This is a genomic window from Pseudothioclava alba (genome assembly GCF_033100795.1).
Classification (GTDB): domain Bacteria; phylum Pseudomonadota; class Alphaproteobacteria; order Rhodobacterales; family Rhodobacteraceae; genus Pseudothioclava.
This window is the reverse complement of the sequence record NZ_JAWLVI010000001.1, coordinates 140021-157334: the sequence shown is the minus strand read 5'-3', so window position 1 is coordinate 157334 and position 17314 is coordinate 140021. Positions and strand designations below refer to the sequence as shown.

The window sequence follows — 17314 nt, the reverse complement described above, 5'->3', positions numbered from 1 at the left end:
CGTCCTCAAGTTGGATCGGACTCTAATCCACGGTGGAGGAAAAATCCCATGGCAGGCCAGAAGGTTCCCAATCATCCGGATTGGGACCGGAAACCGGAAAGGAGTTCCCCACACCGGTTGCGGGGCTACAGCGAAATCTTCCCTATAAAATCGACGACTAAGGCCCGCGTTACCGAAAAGTTATGTTGGTCCTGACATCAGTGCCCGCCCATCCCCTTGCGGATTTTCCGGATCATCAGCCAGACACCGAAAATCACCGCAGGCGTTGCCCCGGCCAGAACGATCTCTTTTGACGCGCCAAGCTGTTTTGCCAGCGGATAGAGCAGATAGCCCGCAAGGCTGACCGCGTAATAGCTGATCGCGACGACCGACAGCCCCTCGACCGTGTGCTGCAGCCGCAATTGCAGATCGGCGCGCCGGTCCATACTTTCCAGCAGGCTCTGGTTCTGCGCCGAGCGTTCGACATCCACCCGTGTGCGCAGCAACTCGGCAGCCCGCGCGGCGCGCTCCAGCATCGCGCTGAGACGTTTTTCGGCGGAATGCACCGTGCGCACCGCCGGATCGTAGCGCCGCGTCATGAATTCGGACAGCAACTGGCGCCCGTGAAAGCGTGCCTCGCGCAGCACCGCGACACGCTCGCGCATGATCGCCTCATAGGCGCCCGTCGCGCCGAAACGGAACGAATGCTGCACCGCCAGCGCCTCCAGCTCGCCCGAGATCGCCAGAAGCTGGTGCAGCGTACCTTCGGGTTCGATCTCGGCCCGCGACATTGCCTCGACCAGTTCCGAGAGCTGCGGCTCCAGCAGATTCAGGCGCTTCATCAGGCTGCGGGCGCGGTCCAGCCCCAGCATGGACACCGCGCGGTAGGTCTCGATCTCGCAGATGCGCTGGACGATCCGGCCGATCCGCCCTGCCCCCGTGTCCTTACGCACAAAGACCGCAAAGCGCATCTGTCCCGCCGCATCCAGACGGAAGTCCCCCGCGATGACGGCAGCGCCCTCAAGGATGCTGGAACACACAAGGCTTTCGGCCACGAACCAATCGGCCAGCAGCGGCGCGATGTCTTCGGGATCATCGGGCAGAGTTTCGATGCGAATATGGATCGCGGCAACCCGCCCGCCCGGCGCCTCTGCGATCCAGTCATTTGGAAAGACGGACGTCTCCAGCGGGTCGAACGGCACCGACGAATAGCCCGGCGCATGGGCGAGATAGGTCACGAACTCGGTATGGCTTTCCCATTTCAGCTTGTGCCGCCCGATATGGCCGGTGAAATGCGTCACGCCTTCCGAGGGCATGTTCGGCGCCCCCTTGCGGGTCAGCAGATCGCACAGATGCGCAAAGTCATGCGCCCGGTCACGGTTGGCCGCGTCATTTGGCTCTTTGAAAGCCGCATAGACGACATGCGCGGGCACCCCGATTTTCGGATAGGGGCGCGCGTGCAACTCGTTCACAAGCGTGTAACGCAAAGGGTGTTCGTAAACCGGGGCCATAGCTTACCTTTCGCCAGAAGGCTTCTGGATAACGGATGCGCGGCGCAAGTAAACAAAAATTTCCAGCGATAACAGAGCTTTAACGGCATACTTTGGTGCACAACGCCCGCTATGGCACAACTGCAACGCAAAAGCCCCGCCGTTTCGGGCGGGGCTTTTGACGAGTTTCAGGCTTGGATCAGCTGCGGATGAGGTGGAGCAGTTCGTCCATGGATTTGCGCGCGTCGCCGTAATACATGCGCGTATTTTCCTTGTAGAACAGCGGGTTCTCGATGCCCGAGTAGCCCGTGCCCTGCCCGCGTTTCGACACGAACACCTGCTTGGCCTTCCACACTTCGAGAACCGGCATCCCCGCGATGGGCGAGTTCGGATCGTCCTGTGCGGCCGGGTTCACGATGTCGTTCGAGCCGATCACGATCACCACATCCGTTTCCGGGAAGTCGTCGTTGATCTCGTCCATTTCCAGAACGATGTCGTAAGGCACCTTCGCCTCGGCCAGAAGCACGTTCATGTGGCCCGGCAGACGCCCCGCAACCGGGTGGATCGCAAAGCGCACCGTCTTGCCACGCCCGCGCAGCATGGTGGTCAGTTCCGACACCGCGTTTTGCGCCTGTGCCACGGCCATACCATAGCCCGGAACGATGACGACGCTGTCGGCCTCGTTCAGCGCATCGGCCACGCCTGCGGCGTCGATCGCCACCTGCTCGCCCTCAACCTCCATCGCCGGACCCGTGGCATTGCCGAAGCCGCCAAGGATCACGCTGACGAAGGAGCGGTTCATCGCCTTGCACATGATGTAGCTCAGGATCGCGCCCGACGAGCCGACCAGCGCGCCCGTCACGATCAGAAGGTCATTGCCAAGAGAGAAGCCGATCGCAGACGCCGCCCACCCCGAATAGGAGTTCAGCATCGACACCACCACCGGCATATCGGCGCCGCCGATACCCATGATCAGGTGGTAGCCGATGAAGAAGGCGAGAACCGTCATCACGACCAGCGTCCAGATGCCAGCGCCGTTCATGAACATGATCAGCAGGATCAGCGAGCCAAGCGCCGCACCCGCGTTAAGCATATGACCACCCGGCAGCTTCACCGCCTTCGAGGTCACCTTGCCTGCCAGCTTGCCAAAGGCCACGACCGAGCCGGTAAAGGTCACAGCACCGATAAAGACGCCAAGGAAAACCTCGACCTTCAGGATGGCCTGCTCGACCCCGTCCTTATGCGCCAGAACGCCCGCAAAGCCGGTCAGCGCGTGGCGCTCTTCTTCCGACATCGCCAGCACGCGGCCAAGCTCCAGATAGGCGTTGTAGCCGATGAACACAGCCGCCAGACCCACGAAGGAGTGCAGCGCCGCGACCAGCTGCGGCATTTCCGTCATCTCGACGGTCTTTGCCACATACCAGCCCAGAACCGAGCCGCCCGCGATCATCAGCAAGATCACAAGCCAGTTGCCCACGCCCGGCCCGAAGACCGTGGCCGCCACCGCAAGGCCCATGCCCACGATGCCATACCACACGGCGCGTTTCGCGCTTTCCTGCCCCGAAAGACCCCCCAGCGAGAGGATGAAGAGAACGGCAGCCGCGATATAGGCGGCAGATACGATACCGATCGAAAACATTGTCAGCACCCTCCCCGATTACGATTTCTGGAACATGGCAAGCATGCGGCGCGTCACAAGGAAGCCGCCGACGATGTTGACCGAAGCGATCAGCACCGAGATGGCCGCAAGGACCATCACCAGCCAGCTACCCGAGCCCACCTGCAACAGCGCGCCAAGAATGACGATCCCCGAGATCGCGTTGGTCACGGCCATCAAGGGCGTGTGCAGCGAATGCGACACATTCCAGATCACCTGGAAGCCGACGAAGCAGGCCAGCGCGAAGACGATGAAGTGCGCCATAAAGCTTGCCGGCGCGACCGAGCCGACCAGCATCAGAACCAGCGTGCCAATGGCCAGAATCCCGACCTGCTGCTTCGTGGCGGCCACGAATTTCGCGTGCTCCTGGGCCTTGCGCTCTTCGGGCGTCAGTTCAGGCGCCTTCTCCTTCGGCTTCTGCGCCGCGATTGCCGCGATTTTCGGCGGCGGCGGCGGGAAGGTGATCGCGCCCTGATGGGCCACCGTCGCGCCACGGATCACATCGTCTTCCATATTGTGATTGACCACGCCGTCCTTGCCGGGCGTGAGGTCGGTCATCATGTGACGGATGTTGTTCGAATAGAGCGTCGAGGCCTGCGTCGCCATCCGCGAGGGGAAGTCGGTGAAGCCGATGATCGTCACGCGGTTGTCAGTGACAACCTTCTCGTCCATCTTCGTCAGTTCGCAGTTGCCGCCGCGCTCGGCCGCAAGGTCCACGATCACCGAGCCGGGCTTCATCGCCTCGACCATATCCTTGGTCCACAGAACCGGCGCATCGCGGCCCGGAATGAGGGCCGTGGTGATGACAATATCGACCTCGGGGGCCAGCTCGCGGAACTTTTTCAGCTGCGCTTCGCGGAACTCGGGGCTGGAAGGCGCCGCATAACCGCCCGTCGCCGCGCCATCCGTCTGCTGCTCTTCGAAATCGAGATAGACGAACTCGGCGCCCATCGATTCAATCTGCTCGGCCACTTCGGGACGCACGTCGAACGCATAGGTGATCGCGCCAAGCGAGGTCGAAGCCCCGATAGCCGCAAGACCAGCGACACCCGCCCCCACGATCAGCACCTTCGCCGGAGGCACCTTGCCCGCAGCCGTCACCTGACCCGTGAAGAAGCGGCCAAAGTTGTTGCCCGCCTCGATCACCGCGCGGTAGCCCGCGATGTTCGCCATCGACGACAGCGCATCCATCTTCTGCGCGCGCGAGATCCGCGGAACCATGTCCATCGCGATCACATTCGCGCCGGTCTTCTCGGCCGCTTTCAGAAGCTTCTCGTTCTGCGCCGGATAGAAGAACGAGATCAGCGTCTGCCCCGCCTTCAACCGCTTGAGTTCCGTATCAATCGGCGGGCGCACCTTGACGACAAAATCGACCTCTTTGAACAGCGCCGGCGCGGTCTTCATAACCGTCACCCCCGCCGCCTCATAGGCCGCATCGTCAAACCCAGCCGCATGGCCAGCACCGGCCTCGACAAAGCACTCATGACCCAGCTTCTGCAGTTGCAAAGCCGAGTCGGGCGTCATCGCAACACGCGCTTCGCCCTCGAATATCTCCTTAGGAGCGCCAATTTTCACGTTCCAATCCCCCTAGTCACGCCCCTTCAAGACCAAAGTCTTCCCGCGGGGCAATTGTGGCGAGGATTTCCTTAGCATCGCGCAATAAAGTTTCACAAGCGCCGATAGTTCGTAAAACCTTGTTAAATGGTCGCATCCAAGACAGTATACAAATGCATACAGACGGACATCAGGACTATCCATTCTTTATTCATTTATTATCAATGCATTAAAAGCAACCAAACAACAGGTTTGCAAGAAATCTACACCAAATTAAAACTTGATTGCAAAGTTGCAAATTTTGTTGCGCCGCAGCATTCCGCGGCACCCAAAGCGCTTAGAGCCAGCGGCGGGTTGCGCGGCAATAGTCCTCATAGACCGCGCCAAAGCGGCGGCGCAGGCGGTCTTCCTCGCCCAAGACAAAGCGCCGCGTGATGATCGCCATAAAGAGCGGCACCAGCCAGAGCATATAGGCCGCCTCAAGATACAACAGCGCCCCTGCCAGCATCAGCGCGTCAGCGACGTAGATCGGGTTCCGGCTGATCGCAAAACAGCCCGATGTCACAAGCGCATTCGGATCACGGCGCGGGATCACGGTCGTGCGGCGCAACAGCATCTGCCCCGCCGCCAGCACCATAAACACGGCCCCGATGGCAAACAGCATCATGCCGATCTGCTGCCCGCCGAAAAACGACACAGTCCAGAGGCGCGATACGCCCCAACCGATAACAATAGCCCCCGCCAACCAGACGGGGGGAAGTTCAATCTCGCGAAGCATGGGCAGCATCCAGTCTTTAATCTCGATAAACAATCAATTCGGGTAAATCCGTCAGGGACAGTTCTAGCACACGCATAGCGGGAAGGGAAAGCTGGCTTCCGGCGCCAGCTTCACCCGCCAGCGGCAACAGGGTCAGTTGCACCGATTTCCCCGATAAGGTCTCGACATGCCCCTGCGCCTCGACGCTGACCAGAGGCGTCTTTAGCCAGAACCCCGGATCGGTCGGGTCGCCAAGGCTGGCCAGCGTGGTCCCCAACCGCGCGCCCCCCGTGGTCGAGGCCGCCGCGGCAACGCGCTCGGCCTTGGTGGTGGTGTCGAACTGTTCAACCGTGCGGGCATCAGGCTCGGGCACTGGCGCCTTTTCAAAACCAACGAACAAGGGCAACTCATCAACGGTTTCCGGCGAATGTGGCAACAGCTTTGCACAGCCGCTGGCACCCAGCACCACGATCATCCCCCAGACACCAATACGCCGCATACCCATCGAAACCTCCGCAACCAATGCGCCGATCCTATCGCGTGCGGGGCATTCCTTCAATTGAGCAACCGTGTCCCCCTTGCCGCCTGCCCCCTCTCGGCTTAGGTATTCGCTTATGGAAACCGCGCCGCTTATCGACCCCTTTGCCCGTCCGATCACCTACCTTCGGGTGTCGGTGACGGATCGGTGCGACTTTCGCTGCACCTATTGCATGGCCGAGCACATGCAATTTCTGCCAAAAAAAGACCTGTTGAACCTTGAGGAACTGGACCGGCTGTGTTCGGCCTTTGTCTCGCTTGGGGTGAAAAAGCTGCGGATCACCGGCGGCGAGCCTTTGGTGCGGCGCGACATCATGACGTTTTTCCGCCGCATGTCGCGCCATCTGGACAGCGGCGCGCTGAACGAGTTGACGCTGACGACCAACGGCTCGCAGCTTGGCCGGTTTGCGCCCGATCTGGCGGCCCTGGGGATGAAGCGCGTCAACGTGTCGCTTGATACGCTGGTGCCCGAGAAATTCGCAGAGATCACCCGCTGGGGGCGCCTTGATCAGGTGCTTGAGGGGATTACGGCGGCGAAAAAAGCGGGGCTGCGCGTCAAGATCAACGCGGTCGCGCTCAAGGGCTTTAACGAGGACGAGCTGTTCCCGCTGATCGACTGGTGCGGCGGCGAAGGTCATGACCTGACCTTCATCGAGGTCATGCCGATGGGCGACATGGGCGAGGAAGCCCGCGTCGGTCAGTATTGGCCGCTGTCGGACGTGCGCGCGCGACTGGCCGAGCGGTTCTCGCTGACCGAGCTGGACGAAAGCTCGGGCGGGCCTGCGCGCTATGTGCGGCTCAATGAAACCGGCCAGAAGATCGGCTTCATCACGCCGCTCACACATAATTTCTGCGAAAGCTGCAACCGGGTGCGCGTGACCTGCACGGGCGAATTGTTCATGTGTCTGGGCCAAGAGGATAACGCCGATCTGCGCGCGCCCTTGCGCGCCCATCCCGACAGCGACGCCGCCCTGATCGACACGATCCGCGCGGCGATTTCGCGCAAGCCCAAGGGCCACGATTTCGACTATTCGCGTCAGGGCATCGTCGGGCAGATGAGCCGCCACATGAGCCATACGGGCGGCTGATGCAGATCGGGACGCGGCGGCTGATCCTTGCGGTGCTCGCGGCCCTGATGGCGACCCTTATCCTGATCGTCTCGCTCTGGCTGCATGTCCTGACGGGCTTTGGCGCCGCTTTGATGGGACAGCCGCAGGCGCTTGATCCGGCACACGCACATTCCGCGCTAAGCGTGCTGGCGGTCGTCACCCGTGCCGCCCTGCCCTTTGCCCTGCCGATGGCGGTTCTTTACGCTTTGTCAGGGCCGTGGCCGATCCGCCTGATAGTGCTTCTGGTCTTTGCAGGCGGCTGGTATTGGGCGGCGGACCGAACTGCGGGCGCTTTTGCCGCCGATGTCGGGGCAACCTGGCTGGCCGGAGAACCCTTTGGCGCGCTGTTTTTCGACCTCCTGCTCACGCCCCTCTTTCTGATCACCGCATTGGCGCTGCAAGTGCCTTTGCTAAAATGGATAAATCGCGCGGCGACCTGACTTGCATCAAGGCGCACGAGGGCCGCTTGCAGGACTATTCAGATAACGAAAGGAGCCATCCGATGTATTCGAATATTCTTGTCCCCCTCGCCCTTGACGAGGACCATAACCCCGATGCCGCGCTGAATATCGCGCGCGCTTTGGCCGCGCCTGATGCGCGTGTAACGCTGCTGCACGTCATGGATGAGGTGCCGGGCTTCGCGATGACCTATATGCCCGAGGGCTATCACAGCGAGCTCAAACGCGCGATTTCCGCCGATCTGGAAAAGCACGCCGCCGAGTTCGAGGACGGCGTCAGCGTGATCCGTCAGGGCCAGTCCGCGCATGAGATCATCGAATACGCGCGTGAGGCCGGATGCGATTGCATCGTCATCGCCTCGCACCGTCCGGGGATCGGCGATTACCTGATCGGCTCGACCGCCGCGCGCGTCGTGCGCCACGCGCCCTGCGCCGTGATGGTGATGCGCTAAGACAGACGTCGCGGAGGCCGGTTACGCGGCCGGCATCCGCGCCTCGACCATCCCCGCAAGCCAGCTTGCGCCGTAAGGAATGGCGTGATCGTCGAACACATAGGCGGGGTGATGCAGCGCCGCCGTGTCGCCATTGCCCAGGAAAATATAGGCACCGGGGCGTTCGTTCAGCATAAACGAGAAATCCTCGGCCCCCATCAGGGGTGCTGTGTCGGGATCGACGCGCCCGCCCGAGACCGCCTCGGCCACGGCAAGCGCGTGATCCACCGCACCCGCATCATTCACCGTCACCGGATAACCGCGCCGATAGGTCACCTCGGCATGGGCGCCGTAAACATGGGCTGTTGCCTCGGCCACTTCGGTCACGCGCGCCTCGATCTGCGCCTGAAGCTCCGCGTCCATCGTGCGCGCCGTGCCGCGCAGCAAGACCCGCGCGGGGATCACGTTATGCGCCTCGGACGAGGTTTTGACCGTGCAGACAGACACCACCGCCGATTTAAGCGGGTCGGCATTGCGGCTCACGATGGTTTGCAGCGCCAGCACGATATGCGCCGCCACCACCACCGGATCGACGCAATGCTGCGGCATGGCGGCGTGCCCGCCCTTACCGTGCACCTCGATGTCGAACTGGTCCGCCGCCGCCATGATCGCGCCCTTGCGGATGCCAAAACTGCCCACAGGAATCCCCGGCATATTGTGCAGCCCGTAGATCTCTTGGATGCCGAAGCGCTCCATCAGCCCGTCGCGCACCATCGCCCGCGCGCCGCCGCCGCCCTCTTCGGCGGGCTGGAACACCACGACCGCCGTGCCGTCGAAATTGCGCGTCTCGCACAGGTATTTCGCAGCGCCTAGCAACATCGAGGTATGCCCGTCATGGCCGCAGGCGTGCATCTTGCCCGGCACGGTCGAGCGATAGGCCAGATCGGTCTGCTCTTCGATCGGCAGCGCGTCCATATCAGCCCGCAGCCCGATCACGCGGCCCTTCGTATCGCTGCGGCCCCGGATCAGCGCGACAACGCCGGTCTCGCCGATCCCCTCGACCACCTCGTCGCAACCAAATTCGTGCAGTAGCGTGGCCACCCGCCCGGCGGTCCGATGCACCTCATACAGAAGTTCGGGGTGGGCGTGGAAATCATGCCGCCATGCGACGATCTCGGGCAGCAGTTCGGAAAAGCGGTTCTTGATCGGCATTCGGGCACCCGAGGCTGGCTGGACGCCCGACCATCCTACATGCCCCGCACGGGCGCAAGGGTCAGCGCTTGAAACTGATCGAAAGGTTGAACGTATAGGCAGCCTCGGTCAGCGCCTTGGGGGCGGAGGGGAACTTGCCCGCCGCCTTGACCGCCTGCACAGCGGCGCGGTCAAGCGCGGCGCTCCCCGACGAGCGGGCAACCCCCACCGATTGCAGCGCGCCCGAGCGTGCCACGCGCAATTGCACCGTGACCTTGCCCTGTGCGCCGCCCGCCCCCGTGGGGTAGCGTTTCTTACGCTCGATCCGGCTGCGGATCTGCGCGCCCCATTCGGCCCACAAAGCCTTGGCCTGCGCTTTCGAGGTGCCCGCCTGCGCAGCCCCCTTCGTGCCGGACGCTTGCGCGCCGCCCTGCCCTTTGGCCACCTGTTTTTGTGCCGCAACCGAGGGCTTGGCGGGCTTCACAGCCGCCTTCGGTGGCTGCGGTTTTGCGGGTTCCGAGGGCTTGGGCAGCGCCATCGGCTGGGCCACAGCCGAAGGGGCCGGCGGCGGTTTCATCTGCGGGCGGGTATCCGGCGCGGCATCCGTCACGGGGGTATCTTCTGGCGGTGCAAGCTCTGGGGTGTCCGGCGCCTGAACCACCTCGGGCGGGCGCTCCCACTCGGCCACAAGCGCCGCAACCGAGGCCGAGCTAGCCGCCAGCGTCACCAGATCCGCGCCGCCCGCACCTGCCGCTTCGGCACCGCCAGTTTCCGCACCACCCCACAGGGCAAAGCCCGCCAGATGCAGCCCGAAGGCCGCCGCGACCGCCAGCGCATATGTGGGCTTGCCGCTCATCTGGCGCGGCTCAGCAGGCTGACACGGGCGACACCTGCCTCGGCCAGACGCGGCAAAAGCGCAGCCAGTGCCGCCCCCGAAACCCCGCCATCCGCGCGCAAGACCAGCGCTGCGCAATCGGGGGCACAGGCGCGCCGATCCTCGGCCAACACAGAGAGCGCTGCCTCATCCCGCGCCGCGCCATAGGCCATCTGCCCATCCGCACCAAGGAAGAACACGCCCTCGGGCAAATCCTCGGGGCGCTCTCCCGCGGCTTCGGGGGGCGTGATCGGGAATGGCTCCGGCCCTGCAAGTTTCGCCGCGATCAGAAAGAAAATCAGCAGCAAAAACACGACGTTGATCATCGGCAAAAGCTGCTCGGCAGGGCGTTTTCGGGGCGGATCGGGGAAACGCATCGGCTATTCCACCAGCACGAGGTTCGAAAACCCGCCCGCGCGCAAGGCCTCCATCACATCCAGAAGGCGCTGCAAATCGGCGCCATCAGAGCGCAGGATAATCGGCGCGCTCGCCTCGGGCATCAGGGGCGCCATACGCAGGGCCACGTCGGCCAGCGCGACATCGGTGCCATTCAGGCGCAGCACCTCTGCCCCAACCGACAGCAATCGCGGCGCCCCCTGCCAGTCGCCACCGCCTGCGCCCGTTGCCAGACCGATCTCGATCACGCTTTCGCCACCAAAGCGCGACGCCAGCATGAAAAACACCAACAGCAGAAACACCACGTCGATCATCGGCGTGAGCGAGGGGCGACGCGCAGGGCGCGCTTCGCCGAAGGAGAACATTACTCGGCCGCGGCCCGAGCAGACCGCGCCTCCTGCAAGGTGGGCGCGCGGGCGAAAATCCGTGTTGCCGCATCCTCCATATCGTGACGCAGACGGTCCACGACCGCTTCGAACCAGGTCAGCGCGACCTGCGCGGGGATCGCTACGGCCATGCCTGCGGCGGTGGTCAAAAGCGCCTCCCAGATGCCACCGGCAAGGGTCGCGGGGTCAGCGTGATTGCCCGCGACTTGGAGCGCCTGAAACGCCGCAATCATGCCTGTAACAGTTCCCAGAAGCCCAAGGAGCGGCCCGATTGTCACTGCGAGTTCCAGCCCGCGCAAGCCCGCCCGTCCGCGTGCCAGAAGCGCACGCGCCACGCGGGCGGTCTCGGCCTCGGCGGCCGCGCGGCTAAGTCCGGTGTCTCGTAGGGCCGCAATCGCGGCACGCGCCAGTTGCGCGCGCAGGCTTTGGCGGCCCGCAAGCTCGGCCTCGGCGGCGGCAATATCGCCCGCCGACCACGCCTCAATCGCCGCTTGCGTATGCCTGCCCCCCGACCAGGCGCCCGCCGCCAGAAGGTCGATCACCTTCCACAGGATCAGCGCCAGCGTCAGCACCGACAAAAGCGCAATCGCCCACATCGCAGGCCCGCCCATTTCCAGCGCGGCCAGCAAGCGTTCGGTGAAAGCCGGTTCGTTCATCGCATCCCCCGTTTCGGCAAGGCACCCTTGCGAGGGGAAATGCCTCGCACAACATCGCGAGCGAGGCAAGCCTCGGGCGCGGCAGATTGTGAACCGAAAGCGAAGCCTAGCCGCGCAGCACCCCACGCGCGGCACGCGCAATCACGATTTCCTCATTCGTCGGGATGGTCAGCACCCGCACGGGACCATGCGCGATTTCGCGCGCGTTAGCGGCGTTGGCCCCTGCATCCAGCGTGATACCCAGCCACTCCATCCCCTCGCAAACGCGCGCGCGGATATGGGCCGAGTTCTCACCGATACCGCCACAGAAAACGAGCGCATCAATCCCACCCAAAGCCGCCGCCAGACCGCCCAATTCGCGCCGGATGCGGAAGGTGAAATAGTCGATTGCTTCTTGCGCATGAGGGTCGTTTGACGCCTCCAGCTCGCGCATGTCATTGGAAATCCCCGACATGCCCTTCAGCCCGCTGTCCTTATACAGAAGGTCAGAAATCTGCGCGCTGCTCATGCCCTCCTGATCCATCAGATAGAGCAGAACACCGGGGTCGATCTGCCCCGAGCGCGTCCCCATAGGCAGCCCGTCCAGCGCCGAAAACCCCATCGTCGAGGCTATCGACTGCCCGCCCTTCAGTCCGCACATCGACGCGCCCGATCCCAGATGCGCGACCACAACGCGGCCCGCATGAAGCGCGGGTTCGCACGCAGCCAGCTCGCCCGAGATGTAATCATAGCTCAGCCCGTGAAAGCCGTAGCGGCGCACGCCCTTTTCGTAGAACCGCCGCGGAAGCGCAAAACTATCGTTCACAAACGGGTGGTTACGGTGGAAAGCTGTATCAAAACAGGCGATCTGCGGCGCCTGCGGAAACGCCTCCAGCGCGGCGCGAACACCCGCCAAATTATGCGGCTGGTGCAAGGGCGCGAAGGGCGCAAGCTGCGCAAGTTCCGCCATCAGGGTTTCGGTCACGCGCTCGGGCGCGGCATGATGGATGCCGCCATGCACGACACGGTGCCCGACTGCGACAACCTCAAGCGCGGGAAACGCGCCGCGAAAGGCCGTCAGCGCCGTTTGCAGCGCGGCCGCGTTGGTCGCGAACCCCTCGGGGCCAGCCTCGGGCACCGGCAAAGCGCCCCCCGCCCCGTCGGTCAGCTTCAACCCGCCTGCCCCGCCGATCCGGTCCACATGGCCCATCGCCAGCGTCTCCAGATCCTCGGAGAACAGACCCAGTTTCAGCGAGGACGAGCCCGCATTCAGCGTCAGGATCGCACGCATCAGCCCCTCCGGCAGCGGTTCTGGTGGATCGAGGCCACAGCCGCCGACGCAAGCCGCGCCATCGAGCTGTCAGAACGCGAGTTCAGGATCACCGGCACCCGCGCGCCCAGAACCAGCCCCGCGCCTTCCGCGTGGCTGATATAGGCAAGCTGCTTGGCCAGCATATTGGCCGCGTCGATGCCCGGCGCGACCAGCACCTCGGCATGGCCCGCAACCGCGCTACGCAGCCCCTTGGTGCGCGCCGCCGCAATATCGACCGCGTTATCCATCGCGAGCGGCCCATCGACAAACCCGCCCTTGATCTGCCCGCGCTCGGCCATTTTCGACAAAAGCGCGGCATCCAGCGAGGACGGGATCGCGGGGTTGACCGTTTCAACCGCCGACAGAACCCCGACCTTCGGCTCGGCAATCCCGATCGAGATCGCCACATCAATCGCGTTTTGCACGATGTCGACCTTGGTCTCCAGATCGGGGGCGATGTTGATGGCCGCATCGGTCACGATCATCGGATGCGCGACGCCCGGCACATCCATCACGAACACATGGGTAAAGCGCCGCCCGACGCGCAGGCCGGTCTGTTTGTCCAGCATCGGTTTGAGCAGGTCGTCAGTGTGCAGATGCCCCTTCATGATGCATTCCGCGCGGCCCTCATGCACCAATTGCACCGCCAGCCGCGCCGCATCGCGATGCGTCAACGCAGGCAGGATTTCATACTCCGACAGGTCTTTGCCGATCTCCTCGGCCGAGGCCGCAATCAGCGCGGGGTCGCCGATCAGCAAGGGCTTGATGATACCGTGTTCCGCCGAAATCAGCGCCCCCTCCAGCGCATGGGCCTTTTCGGGGCAGACAACGGCGGTTGCCAGTGCGGGCAACGCCTGCGCGCGCTCCAGCAAAATGCTGAAATGGCGGTGCCGCTGCGAAATCAGCCCCGGAGCCTCCAGCGCGTCAAACCGCATGTGTTTCGAGGGCGCGATCACCTCGGCCTCGCCGGTCACGATCAGCGCCTCGTCCGAACAGCGCACAACCTCGGTCTTCATCCGCACGATGCCACCGACCAGCTTTTCCAGCACCTCGACGCGGGCACACAGCTCTTCGCCCGCATTGGCGCGCTGCACGAACTCAAGCGTTTGCGAACGATAGAGCGTCCCCGGCCCCGGCAGCACATTCCCCAGCACCGCCGTGATCAGCGAGGCGACAAACATCCCCGGCGCATAGGCCTCTTTCTGGCCATCGCCATCCCCGTCTTCCTCCTCAAGATGGACGGGGTTGTAATTGCCCGAGGCGGCCGCGAAGACGTAAAAATCATCCGCCGTGCACAGCCGTTTCAGCTCGGCCTTCATACCCGGCTGTAGCTCCTCCCACATCCGGTTCTCAAGTATCATCGTTCACTCCTTGGGTTCGCGCGCTTTTGCGGCCTGTTCTGCCGCCCGTTTACGACCAGATAATGACCGCCTCCTTGACCCACGACAAATGAAAGATGTTTTTCGCGGCCTCTTTCCGTTTTCGCATCAAAGGCCTAGAAATCCTACAGACATTCGGAGGATAGCATGAGCATTGACGTCGCGTTCGCCGCCCTTGAGGCATTGCTGGGATCCCGCTTTTCCCGTTCCGAGGCCGAACGGACGCTGCACGGGCAAAACGAGACATGGTTTCCCGTCACCCTGCCCGATGCGGTGGCATGGCCCGAAACCACGGCAGAAGTGTCCGAGATTTTGAAGATCTGCCACGCCCATAACATTCCGGTCACGCCCTGGGGCGCGGCCAGCTCGCTTGAGGGCCACGCGCTGGCGGTGAAAGGCGGGATCAGCCTTGATACGGGCCGGATGAACAAGATCCTCGAAACCCGCCCCGAGGATATGCTGGTCGTGATCCAGCCCGGCCTGACGCGCGAAGAACTGAACACCGATCTGCGCGCGACGGGGCTGTTCTTTCCGGTTGATCCGGGCGCGAATGCATCCCTTGGCGGGATGGCCGCGACGCGGGCGTCGGGCACGACGACGGTGCGCTATGGCTCGATGCGCGACAATGTGGCCGCGCTTGAGGTGGTGCTGGCCGATGGCACGATCATTCGCACTGGAAGCCGAGCGGCGAAATCCTCGGCGGGCTATGATCTGACAGCGCTGATGCTGGGGTCCGAGGGCACGCTGGGGGTGATTACCGAACTCACGCTGCGTCTGCATGGTCAACCCGAGGCGGTGTCTTCGGCGGTTTGCGCCTTTGACAGTTTCGAGGCGGCGGTCGAGACCGTGCAGATGACGATCCAGATGGGCATTCCGATGGCGCGGATCGAGTTTGTCGACGAACAGGTCGCGCGCGTCTTCAACGCCGCCAACGGCACCACTTTGCCCGAAAAGCCGCATTTGATGGTTGAATTCCACGGCTCGGACGCCTCGGCCAAGGAAGACGCCGAGCGCTTTGGCGCGGTGGTCGAGGATATGGGAGGCGCGGATTTCGCCTGGTCCACCAGCACCGAAGAGCGCAACCGCCTGTGGAAGATGCGCCACGGCGCCTATCCCGCCTGTCTGGCGGCGCGGCCGGGCTGTATGGGACTGGTGACGGATATTTGCGTGCCGATCTCGCGTCTGGCCGAGGCGGTGGCGGAAACGCGCGCCGATATTGCCGAAGCGGGCCTGATGGGACCGATCCTTGGCCATGTGGGCGACGGGAATTTCCACGCGATCCTCCTGCTCGACCGAGAGGACGCCGATGAACTGACCCGCGCGAAAGAGGTGGCGGGCCGGATGGCGAAACGCGCGTTGGCGATGGGGGGAACCATTACCGGCGAGCACGGCGTCGGCATGGGCAAGCGCGGTTATATGGAGGCCGAGCACGGCGCAGGCTGGCAGGTGATGGGCGCAATCAAGGCCGCGCTCGACCCGAAAGGCATCCTGAACCCCGGCAAGATCGTGCCGTAACTCAGGCTTTCAGCAGGTCGTCCGCTGCTGCGCGGGCGGCCTCGGTCACTTCTGCACCCGAGATCATCCGCGCGATTTCATCACGGCGTTCATCGGCACTTAGCGCCACGACCTCGGAGGTCGTCATCCCGTCGCTAACCGATTTTTGCACGCGGAAATGGTGCCCGCCGCGCGCAGCCACCTGCGGGCTGTGGGTCACAACCAGAACCTGCGCGCCCTCGGCCAGCTTGGCCAGACGCCGCCCGACCGCATCAGCCGTTGCGCCGCCGACGCCGCGGTCGATCTCGTCGAAAATCATCACCAGCGCATCGGCGCCTTTGGACAGAACCACTTTCAGCGCCAACAAAAAGCGCGACAATTCCCCGCCCGAGGCGATCTTATTGAGTGCCCCCGCAGGCGCGCCGGGGTTGGTCGCGACCGTAAAGGCCACCGCGTCCGAGCCTTCCGGCCCCGCCTCGCCCGCCCTGATCTGCGTCTCGAACACCGCGCGCTCCAGTTTCAGCGGCGCAAGCTCTGCCGCCATCGCCGCATCAAGGCGCTTGGCCGATGCGTGGCGCGCCGCAGTCAGCGCCTTGGCGGCAGCGCTGTAGTCCGCATCCGCTTGCTTCACCGCCGCCTGCAAATCGCCAATCCGCCCCTCGCCCGCATCCAGCGCCGCCAGACGCGCGCGCAGATCGGCGGCCAATCCGCCCAGATCATCGGCCAGAACCCCGTGCTTGCGCGCAAGCCCGCGAATGGCAAACAGCCGTTCTTCACAAGCCTCCAGCGCGCGCGGATCGAAGGACAGCGCATCGAGCGTTTCCTCGACCCCCTGCGCCGCCTCGCCCAGTTCGATCAACGCGCGTTCCAGCGCGGCCAAGGGCGCCTCAAGACGACCTTCGGCCTTATCAGCGGCGCCTTGAAGCCAGCGGTCAGCCTCGCGCATCAGCCCTTCGGCGCCTTCCATCCCAAGCGCCTGAAGCCCGCGCGCGACGTCCGCGCGGATACGCTCGGCACCTTGCATCAGGCGGCGCTCGGCATCGAGTTTTGCCTCTTCGCCGGGTTCCGGGTCCAGCTTGTCCAGCTCGGCCACGGCATGGCGCAGGAACTCCTCTTCGCCCTTGACGGCCGCAAGTTGCGCCTCAGCCTCGGCCAGCGCTTTGGCGGCGCGCGATTTGGCACTCCACGCCCCACGCACCGCCGCCAGCAGGTCATCATGCGCTGCGAAGGCATCCAGCATCGCGCGATGCCCGCGCTCGTTCAAAAGCCCGCCGTCATCCTGCTGGCCGTGCAATTCGACCAGCGTATCGGAAAGCGCGCGCAGCACCTCTCCGCTCGCACGGCGGTCGTTGATAAAGGCGGTCTTGCGGCCATCGCGCGCATTCACGCGGCGCAGGATCAGTTCATCTCCGCCAGGCAGCCCCGCCTCGGCCAGAACCGCATGGGCCGGATGCCCCGCAGGCAGCGTAAACACCGCCGTCACCTCGCCCTGATCGGCACCTTTGCGCACCAGTTCGGCCCGACCGCGCCAGCCAAGCACAAAGCCCAGACAGTCAAGCATGATGGATTTACCCGCGCCGGTCTCGCCGGTCAGCACATTCAGCCCGTTGCGAAAATCAAGCTCAAGCCGCTCGATAATCAGCATGTCACGGATATCGAGACTGCACAGCATGTC

17 protein-coding genes are annotated in these 17314 nt (G+C 63.9%); 4 read left to right on the top strand and 13 right to left on the bottom strand.

Features of this window, described 5'->3' with window-relative positions; all coding sequences use genetic code 11:
• Window positions 1-197: 197 nt before the first annotated feature.
• From RYZ20_RS00735 to RYZ20_RS00715, 5 genes are all read right to left on the bottom strand, one after another.
• Window positions 198-1490 (bottom strand): DUF3422 family protein, encoded by a 1293-nt coding sequence (locus tag RYZ20_RS00735; protein ID WP_317669968.1) that lies wholly within the window; start codon window positions 1488-1490, stop codon window positions 198-200.
• Window positions 1491-1668: 178 nt separating this feature from the next.
• Complete coding sequence (locus tag RYZ20_RS00730; protein WP_317669967.1) at window positions 1669-3108, bottom strand: NAD(P)(+) transhydrogenase (Re/Si-specific) subunit beta; 1440 nt, start codon at window positions 3106-3108, stop codon at window positions 1669-1671.
• Between the two features lie 18 nt (window positions 3109-3126).
• Complete coding sequence (locus tag RYZ20_RS00725) at window positions 3127-4701, bottom strand: Re/Si-specific NAD(P)(+) transhydrogenase subunit alpha (RefSeq protein WP_317669966.1); 1575 nt, start codon at window positions 4699-4701, stop codon at window positions 3127-3129.
• 316 nt (window positions 4702-5017) lie between these two features.
• Complete coding sequence (locus tag RYZ20_RS00720; RefSeq protein ID WP_317669965.1) at window positions 5018-5458, bottom strand: methyltransferase family protein; 441 nt, start codon at window positions 5456-5458, stop codon at window positions 5018-5020.
• 16 nt (window positions 5459-5474) lie between these two features.
• Complete coding sequence (locus RYZ20_RS00715) at window positions 5475-5942, bottom strand: D-galactarate dehydratase (RefSeq protein WP_317669964.1); 468 nt, start codon at window positions 5940-5942, stop codon at window positions 5475-5477.
• 109 nt (window positions 5943-6051) lie between these two features.
• Between RYZ20_RS00715 and moaA the strand changes: the two genes are divergently transcribed.
• The 3 genes from moaA to RYZ20_RS00700 are packed head-to-tail and all read left to right on the top strand — an operon-like array spanning window position 6052 to window position 7993.
• A complete protein-coding gene (gene moaA, locus RYZ20_RS00710; protein ID WP_317669963.1) occupies window positions 6052-7062 on the top strand; it encodes a GTP 3',8-cyclase MoaA in 1011 nt (336 codons plus the stop codon).
• Complete coding sequence (locus tag RYZ20_RS00705; RefSeq protein WP_317669962.1) at window positions 7062-7523, top strand: hypothetical protein; 462 nt, start codon at window positions 7062-7064, stop codon at window positions 7521-7523. The genes moaA and RYZ20_RS00705 overlap by 1 nt, the downstream gene beginning before the upstream one ends.
• On the top strand, window positions 7499-7993 hold the full coding sequence (locus tag RYZ20_RS00700; protein ID WP_317669961.1) for a universal stress protein: 495 nt from the start codon (window positions 7499-7501) through the stop codon (window positions 7991-7993). Before RYZ20_RS00705 ends, RYZ20_RS00700 begins: the two co-directional genes overlap by 25 nt.
• A 21-nt stretch (window positions 7994-8014) precedes the next feature.
• Here RYZ20_RS00700 and RYZ20_RS00695 read toward each other — a convergent pair whose 3' ends face one another.
• The 7 genes from RYZ20_RS00695 to RYZ20_RS00665 form a co-directional block, all read right to left on the bottom strand.
• Window positions 8015-9184: a M20 aminoacylase family protein gene (locus tag RYZ20_RS00695; RefSeq protein ID WP_317669960.1), complete on the bottom strand. Its 1170-nt coding sequence runs from the start codon at window positions 9182-9184 to the stop codon at window positions 8015-8017.
• 61 nt (window positions 9185-9245) lie between these two features.
• A complete protein-coding gene (locus RYZ20_RS00690) occupies window positions 9246-10019 on the bottom strand; it encodes an energy transducer TonB family protein (RefSeq protein WP_317669959.1) in 774 nt (257 codons plus the stop codon).
• Window positions 10016-10414 (bottom strand): ExbD/TolR family protein, encoded by a 399-nt coding sequence (locus tag RYZ20_RS00685; protein ID WP_317669958.1) that lies wholly within the window; start codon window positions 10412-10414, stop codon window positions 10016-10018. The genes RYZ20_RS00690 and RYZ20_RS00685 overlap by 4 nt, the downstream gene beginning before the upstream one ends.
• A 3-nt stretch (window positions 10415-10417) precedes the next feature.
• Window positions 10418-10798, bottom strand: a complete 381-nt coding sequence (locus RYZ20_RS00680) for an ExbD/TolR family protein (RefSeq protein WP_317669957.1) — start codon at window positions 10796-10798, stop codon at window positions 10418-10420.
• Complete coding sequence (locus tag RYZ20_RS00675; RefSeq protein WP_317669956.1) at window positions 10798-11475, bottom strand: MotA/TolQ/ExbB proton channel family protein; 678 nt, start codon at window positions 11473-11475, stop codon at window positions 10798-10800. The genes RYZ20_RS00680 and RYZ20_RS00675 overlap by 1 nt, the downstream gene beginning before the upstream one ends.
• A gap of 106 nt (window positions 11476-11581) precedes the next feature.
• Window positions 11582-12745, bottom strand: coding sequence for an acetate/propionate family kinase (locus tag RYZ20_RS00670; RefSeq protein WP_317669955.1), 1164 nt, complete (start codon window positions 12743-12745; stop codon window positions 11582-11584).
• On the bottom strand, window positions 12745-14127 hold the full coding sequence (locus tag RYZ20_RS00665) for a bifunctional enoyl-CoA hydratase/phosphate acetyltransferase (protein ID WP_317669954.1): 1383 nt from the start codon (window positions 14125-14127) through the stop codon (window positions 12745-12747). Before RYZ20_RS00665 ends, RYZ20_RS00670 begins: the two co-directional genes overlap by 1 nt.
• A 165-nt stretch (window positions 14128-14292) precedes the next feature.
• On the opposite strand from RYZ20_RS00665, the gene RYZ20_RS00660 reads away from it, so the two are divergent.
• Window positions 14293-15660 (top strand): FAD-binding oxidoreductase, encoded by a 1368-nt coding sequence (locus RYZ20_RS00660; RefSeq protein ID WP_317669953.1) that lies wholly within the window; start codon window positions 14293-14295, stop codon window positions 15658-15660.
• A gap of 1 nt (window position 15661) precedes the next feature.
• On the opposite strand, the gene recN is transcribed toward RYZ20_RS00660, so the two are convergent.
• Entirely contained in the window at window positions 15662-17311 is a 1650-nt protein-coding gene (recN, locus tag RYZ20_RS00655; protein ID WP_317669952.1) for a DNA repair protein RecN, read from the bottom strand.
• Between the last annotated feature and the right edge of the window lie 3 nt (window positions 17312-17314).

What these genes read in the sequence shown, in the direction of transcription:
- RYZ20_RS00690 (WP_317669959.1), bottom strand. Translation starts at nt 10,019, where the DNA reads ATGAGCGGCAAGCCCACATATGCGCTGGCGGTCGCGGCGGCCTTCGGG.
- RYZ20_RS00665 (WP_317669954.1), bottom strand. Translation starts at nt 14,127, where the DNA reads ATGATACTTGAGAACCGGATGTGGGAGGAGCTACAGCCGGGTATGAAG.
- moaA (WP_317669963.1), top strand. Translation starts at nt 6,052, where the DNA reads ATGGAAACCGCGCCGCTTATCGACCCCTTTGCCCGTCCGATCACCTAC.
- RYZ20_RS00695 (WP_317669960.1), bottom strand. Translation starts at nt 9,184, where the DNA reads ATGCCGATCAAGAACCGCTTTTCCGAACTGCTGCCCGAGATCGTCGCA.
- RYZ20_RS00660 (WP_317669953.1), top strand. Translation starts at nt 14,293, where the DNA reads ATGAGCATTGACGTCGCGTTCGCCGCCCTTGAGGCATTGCTGGGATCC.
- RYZ20_RS00720 (WP_317669965.1), bottom strand. Translation starts at nt 5,458, where the DNA reads ATGCTTCGCGAGATTGAACTTCCCCCCGTCTGGTTGGCGGGGGCTATT.
- recN (WP_317669952.1), bottom strand. Translation starts at nt 17,311, where the DNA reads ATGCTGTGCAGTCTCGATATCCGTGACATGCTGATTATCGAGCGGCTT.
- RYZ20_RS00730 (WP_317669967.1), bottom strand. Translation starts at nt 3,108, where the DNA reads ATGTTTTCGATCGGTATCGTATCTGCCGCCTATATCGCGGCTGCCGTT.
- RYZ20_RS00705 (WP_317669962.1), top strand. Translation starts at nt 7,062, where the DNA reads ATGCAGATCGGGACGCGGCGGCTGATCCTTGCGGTGCTCGCGGCCCTG.
- RYZ20_RS00715 (WP_317669964.1), bottom strand. Translation starts at nt 5,942, where the DNA reads ATGGGTATGCGGCGTATTGGTGTCTGGGGGATGATCGTGGTGCTGGGT.
- RYZ20_RS00680 (WP_317669957.1), bottom strand. Translation starts at nt 10,798, where the DNA reads ATGTTCTCCTTCGGCGAAGCGCGCCCTGCGCGTCGCCCCTCGCTCACG.
- RYZ20_RS00685 (WP_317669958.1), bottom strand. Translation starts at nt 10,414, where the DNA reads ATGCGTTTCCCCGATCCGCCCCGAAAACGCCCTGCCGAGCAGCTTTTG.
- RYZ20_RS00675 (WP_317669956.1), bottom strand. Translation starts at nt 11,475, where the DNA reads ATGAACGAACCGGCTTTCACCGAACGCTTGCTGGCCGCGCTGGAAATG.
- RYZ20_RS00700 (WP_317669961.1), top strand. Translation starts at nt 7,499, where the DNA reads ATGGATAAATCGCGCGGCGACCTGACTTGCATCAAGGCGCACGAGGGC.
- RYZ20_RS00670 (WP_317669955.1), bottom strand. Translation starts at nt 12,745, where the DNA reads ATGCGTGCGATCCTGACGCTGAATGCGGGCTCGTCCTCGCTGAAACTG.
- RYZ20_RS00735 (WP_317669968.1), bottom strand. Translation starts at nt 1,490, where the DNA reads ATGGCCCCGGTTTACGAACACCCTTTGCGTTACACGCTTGTGAACGAG.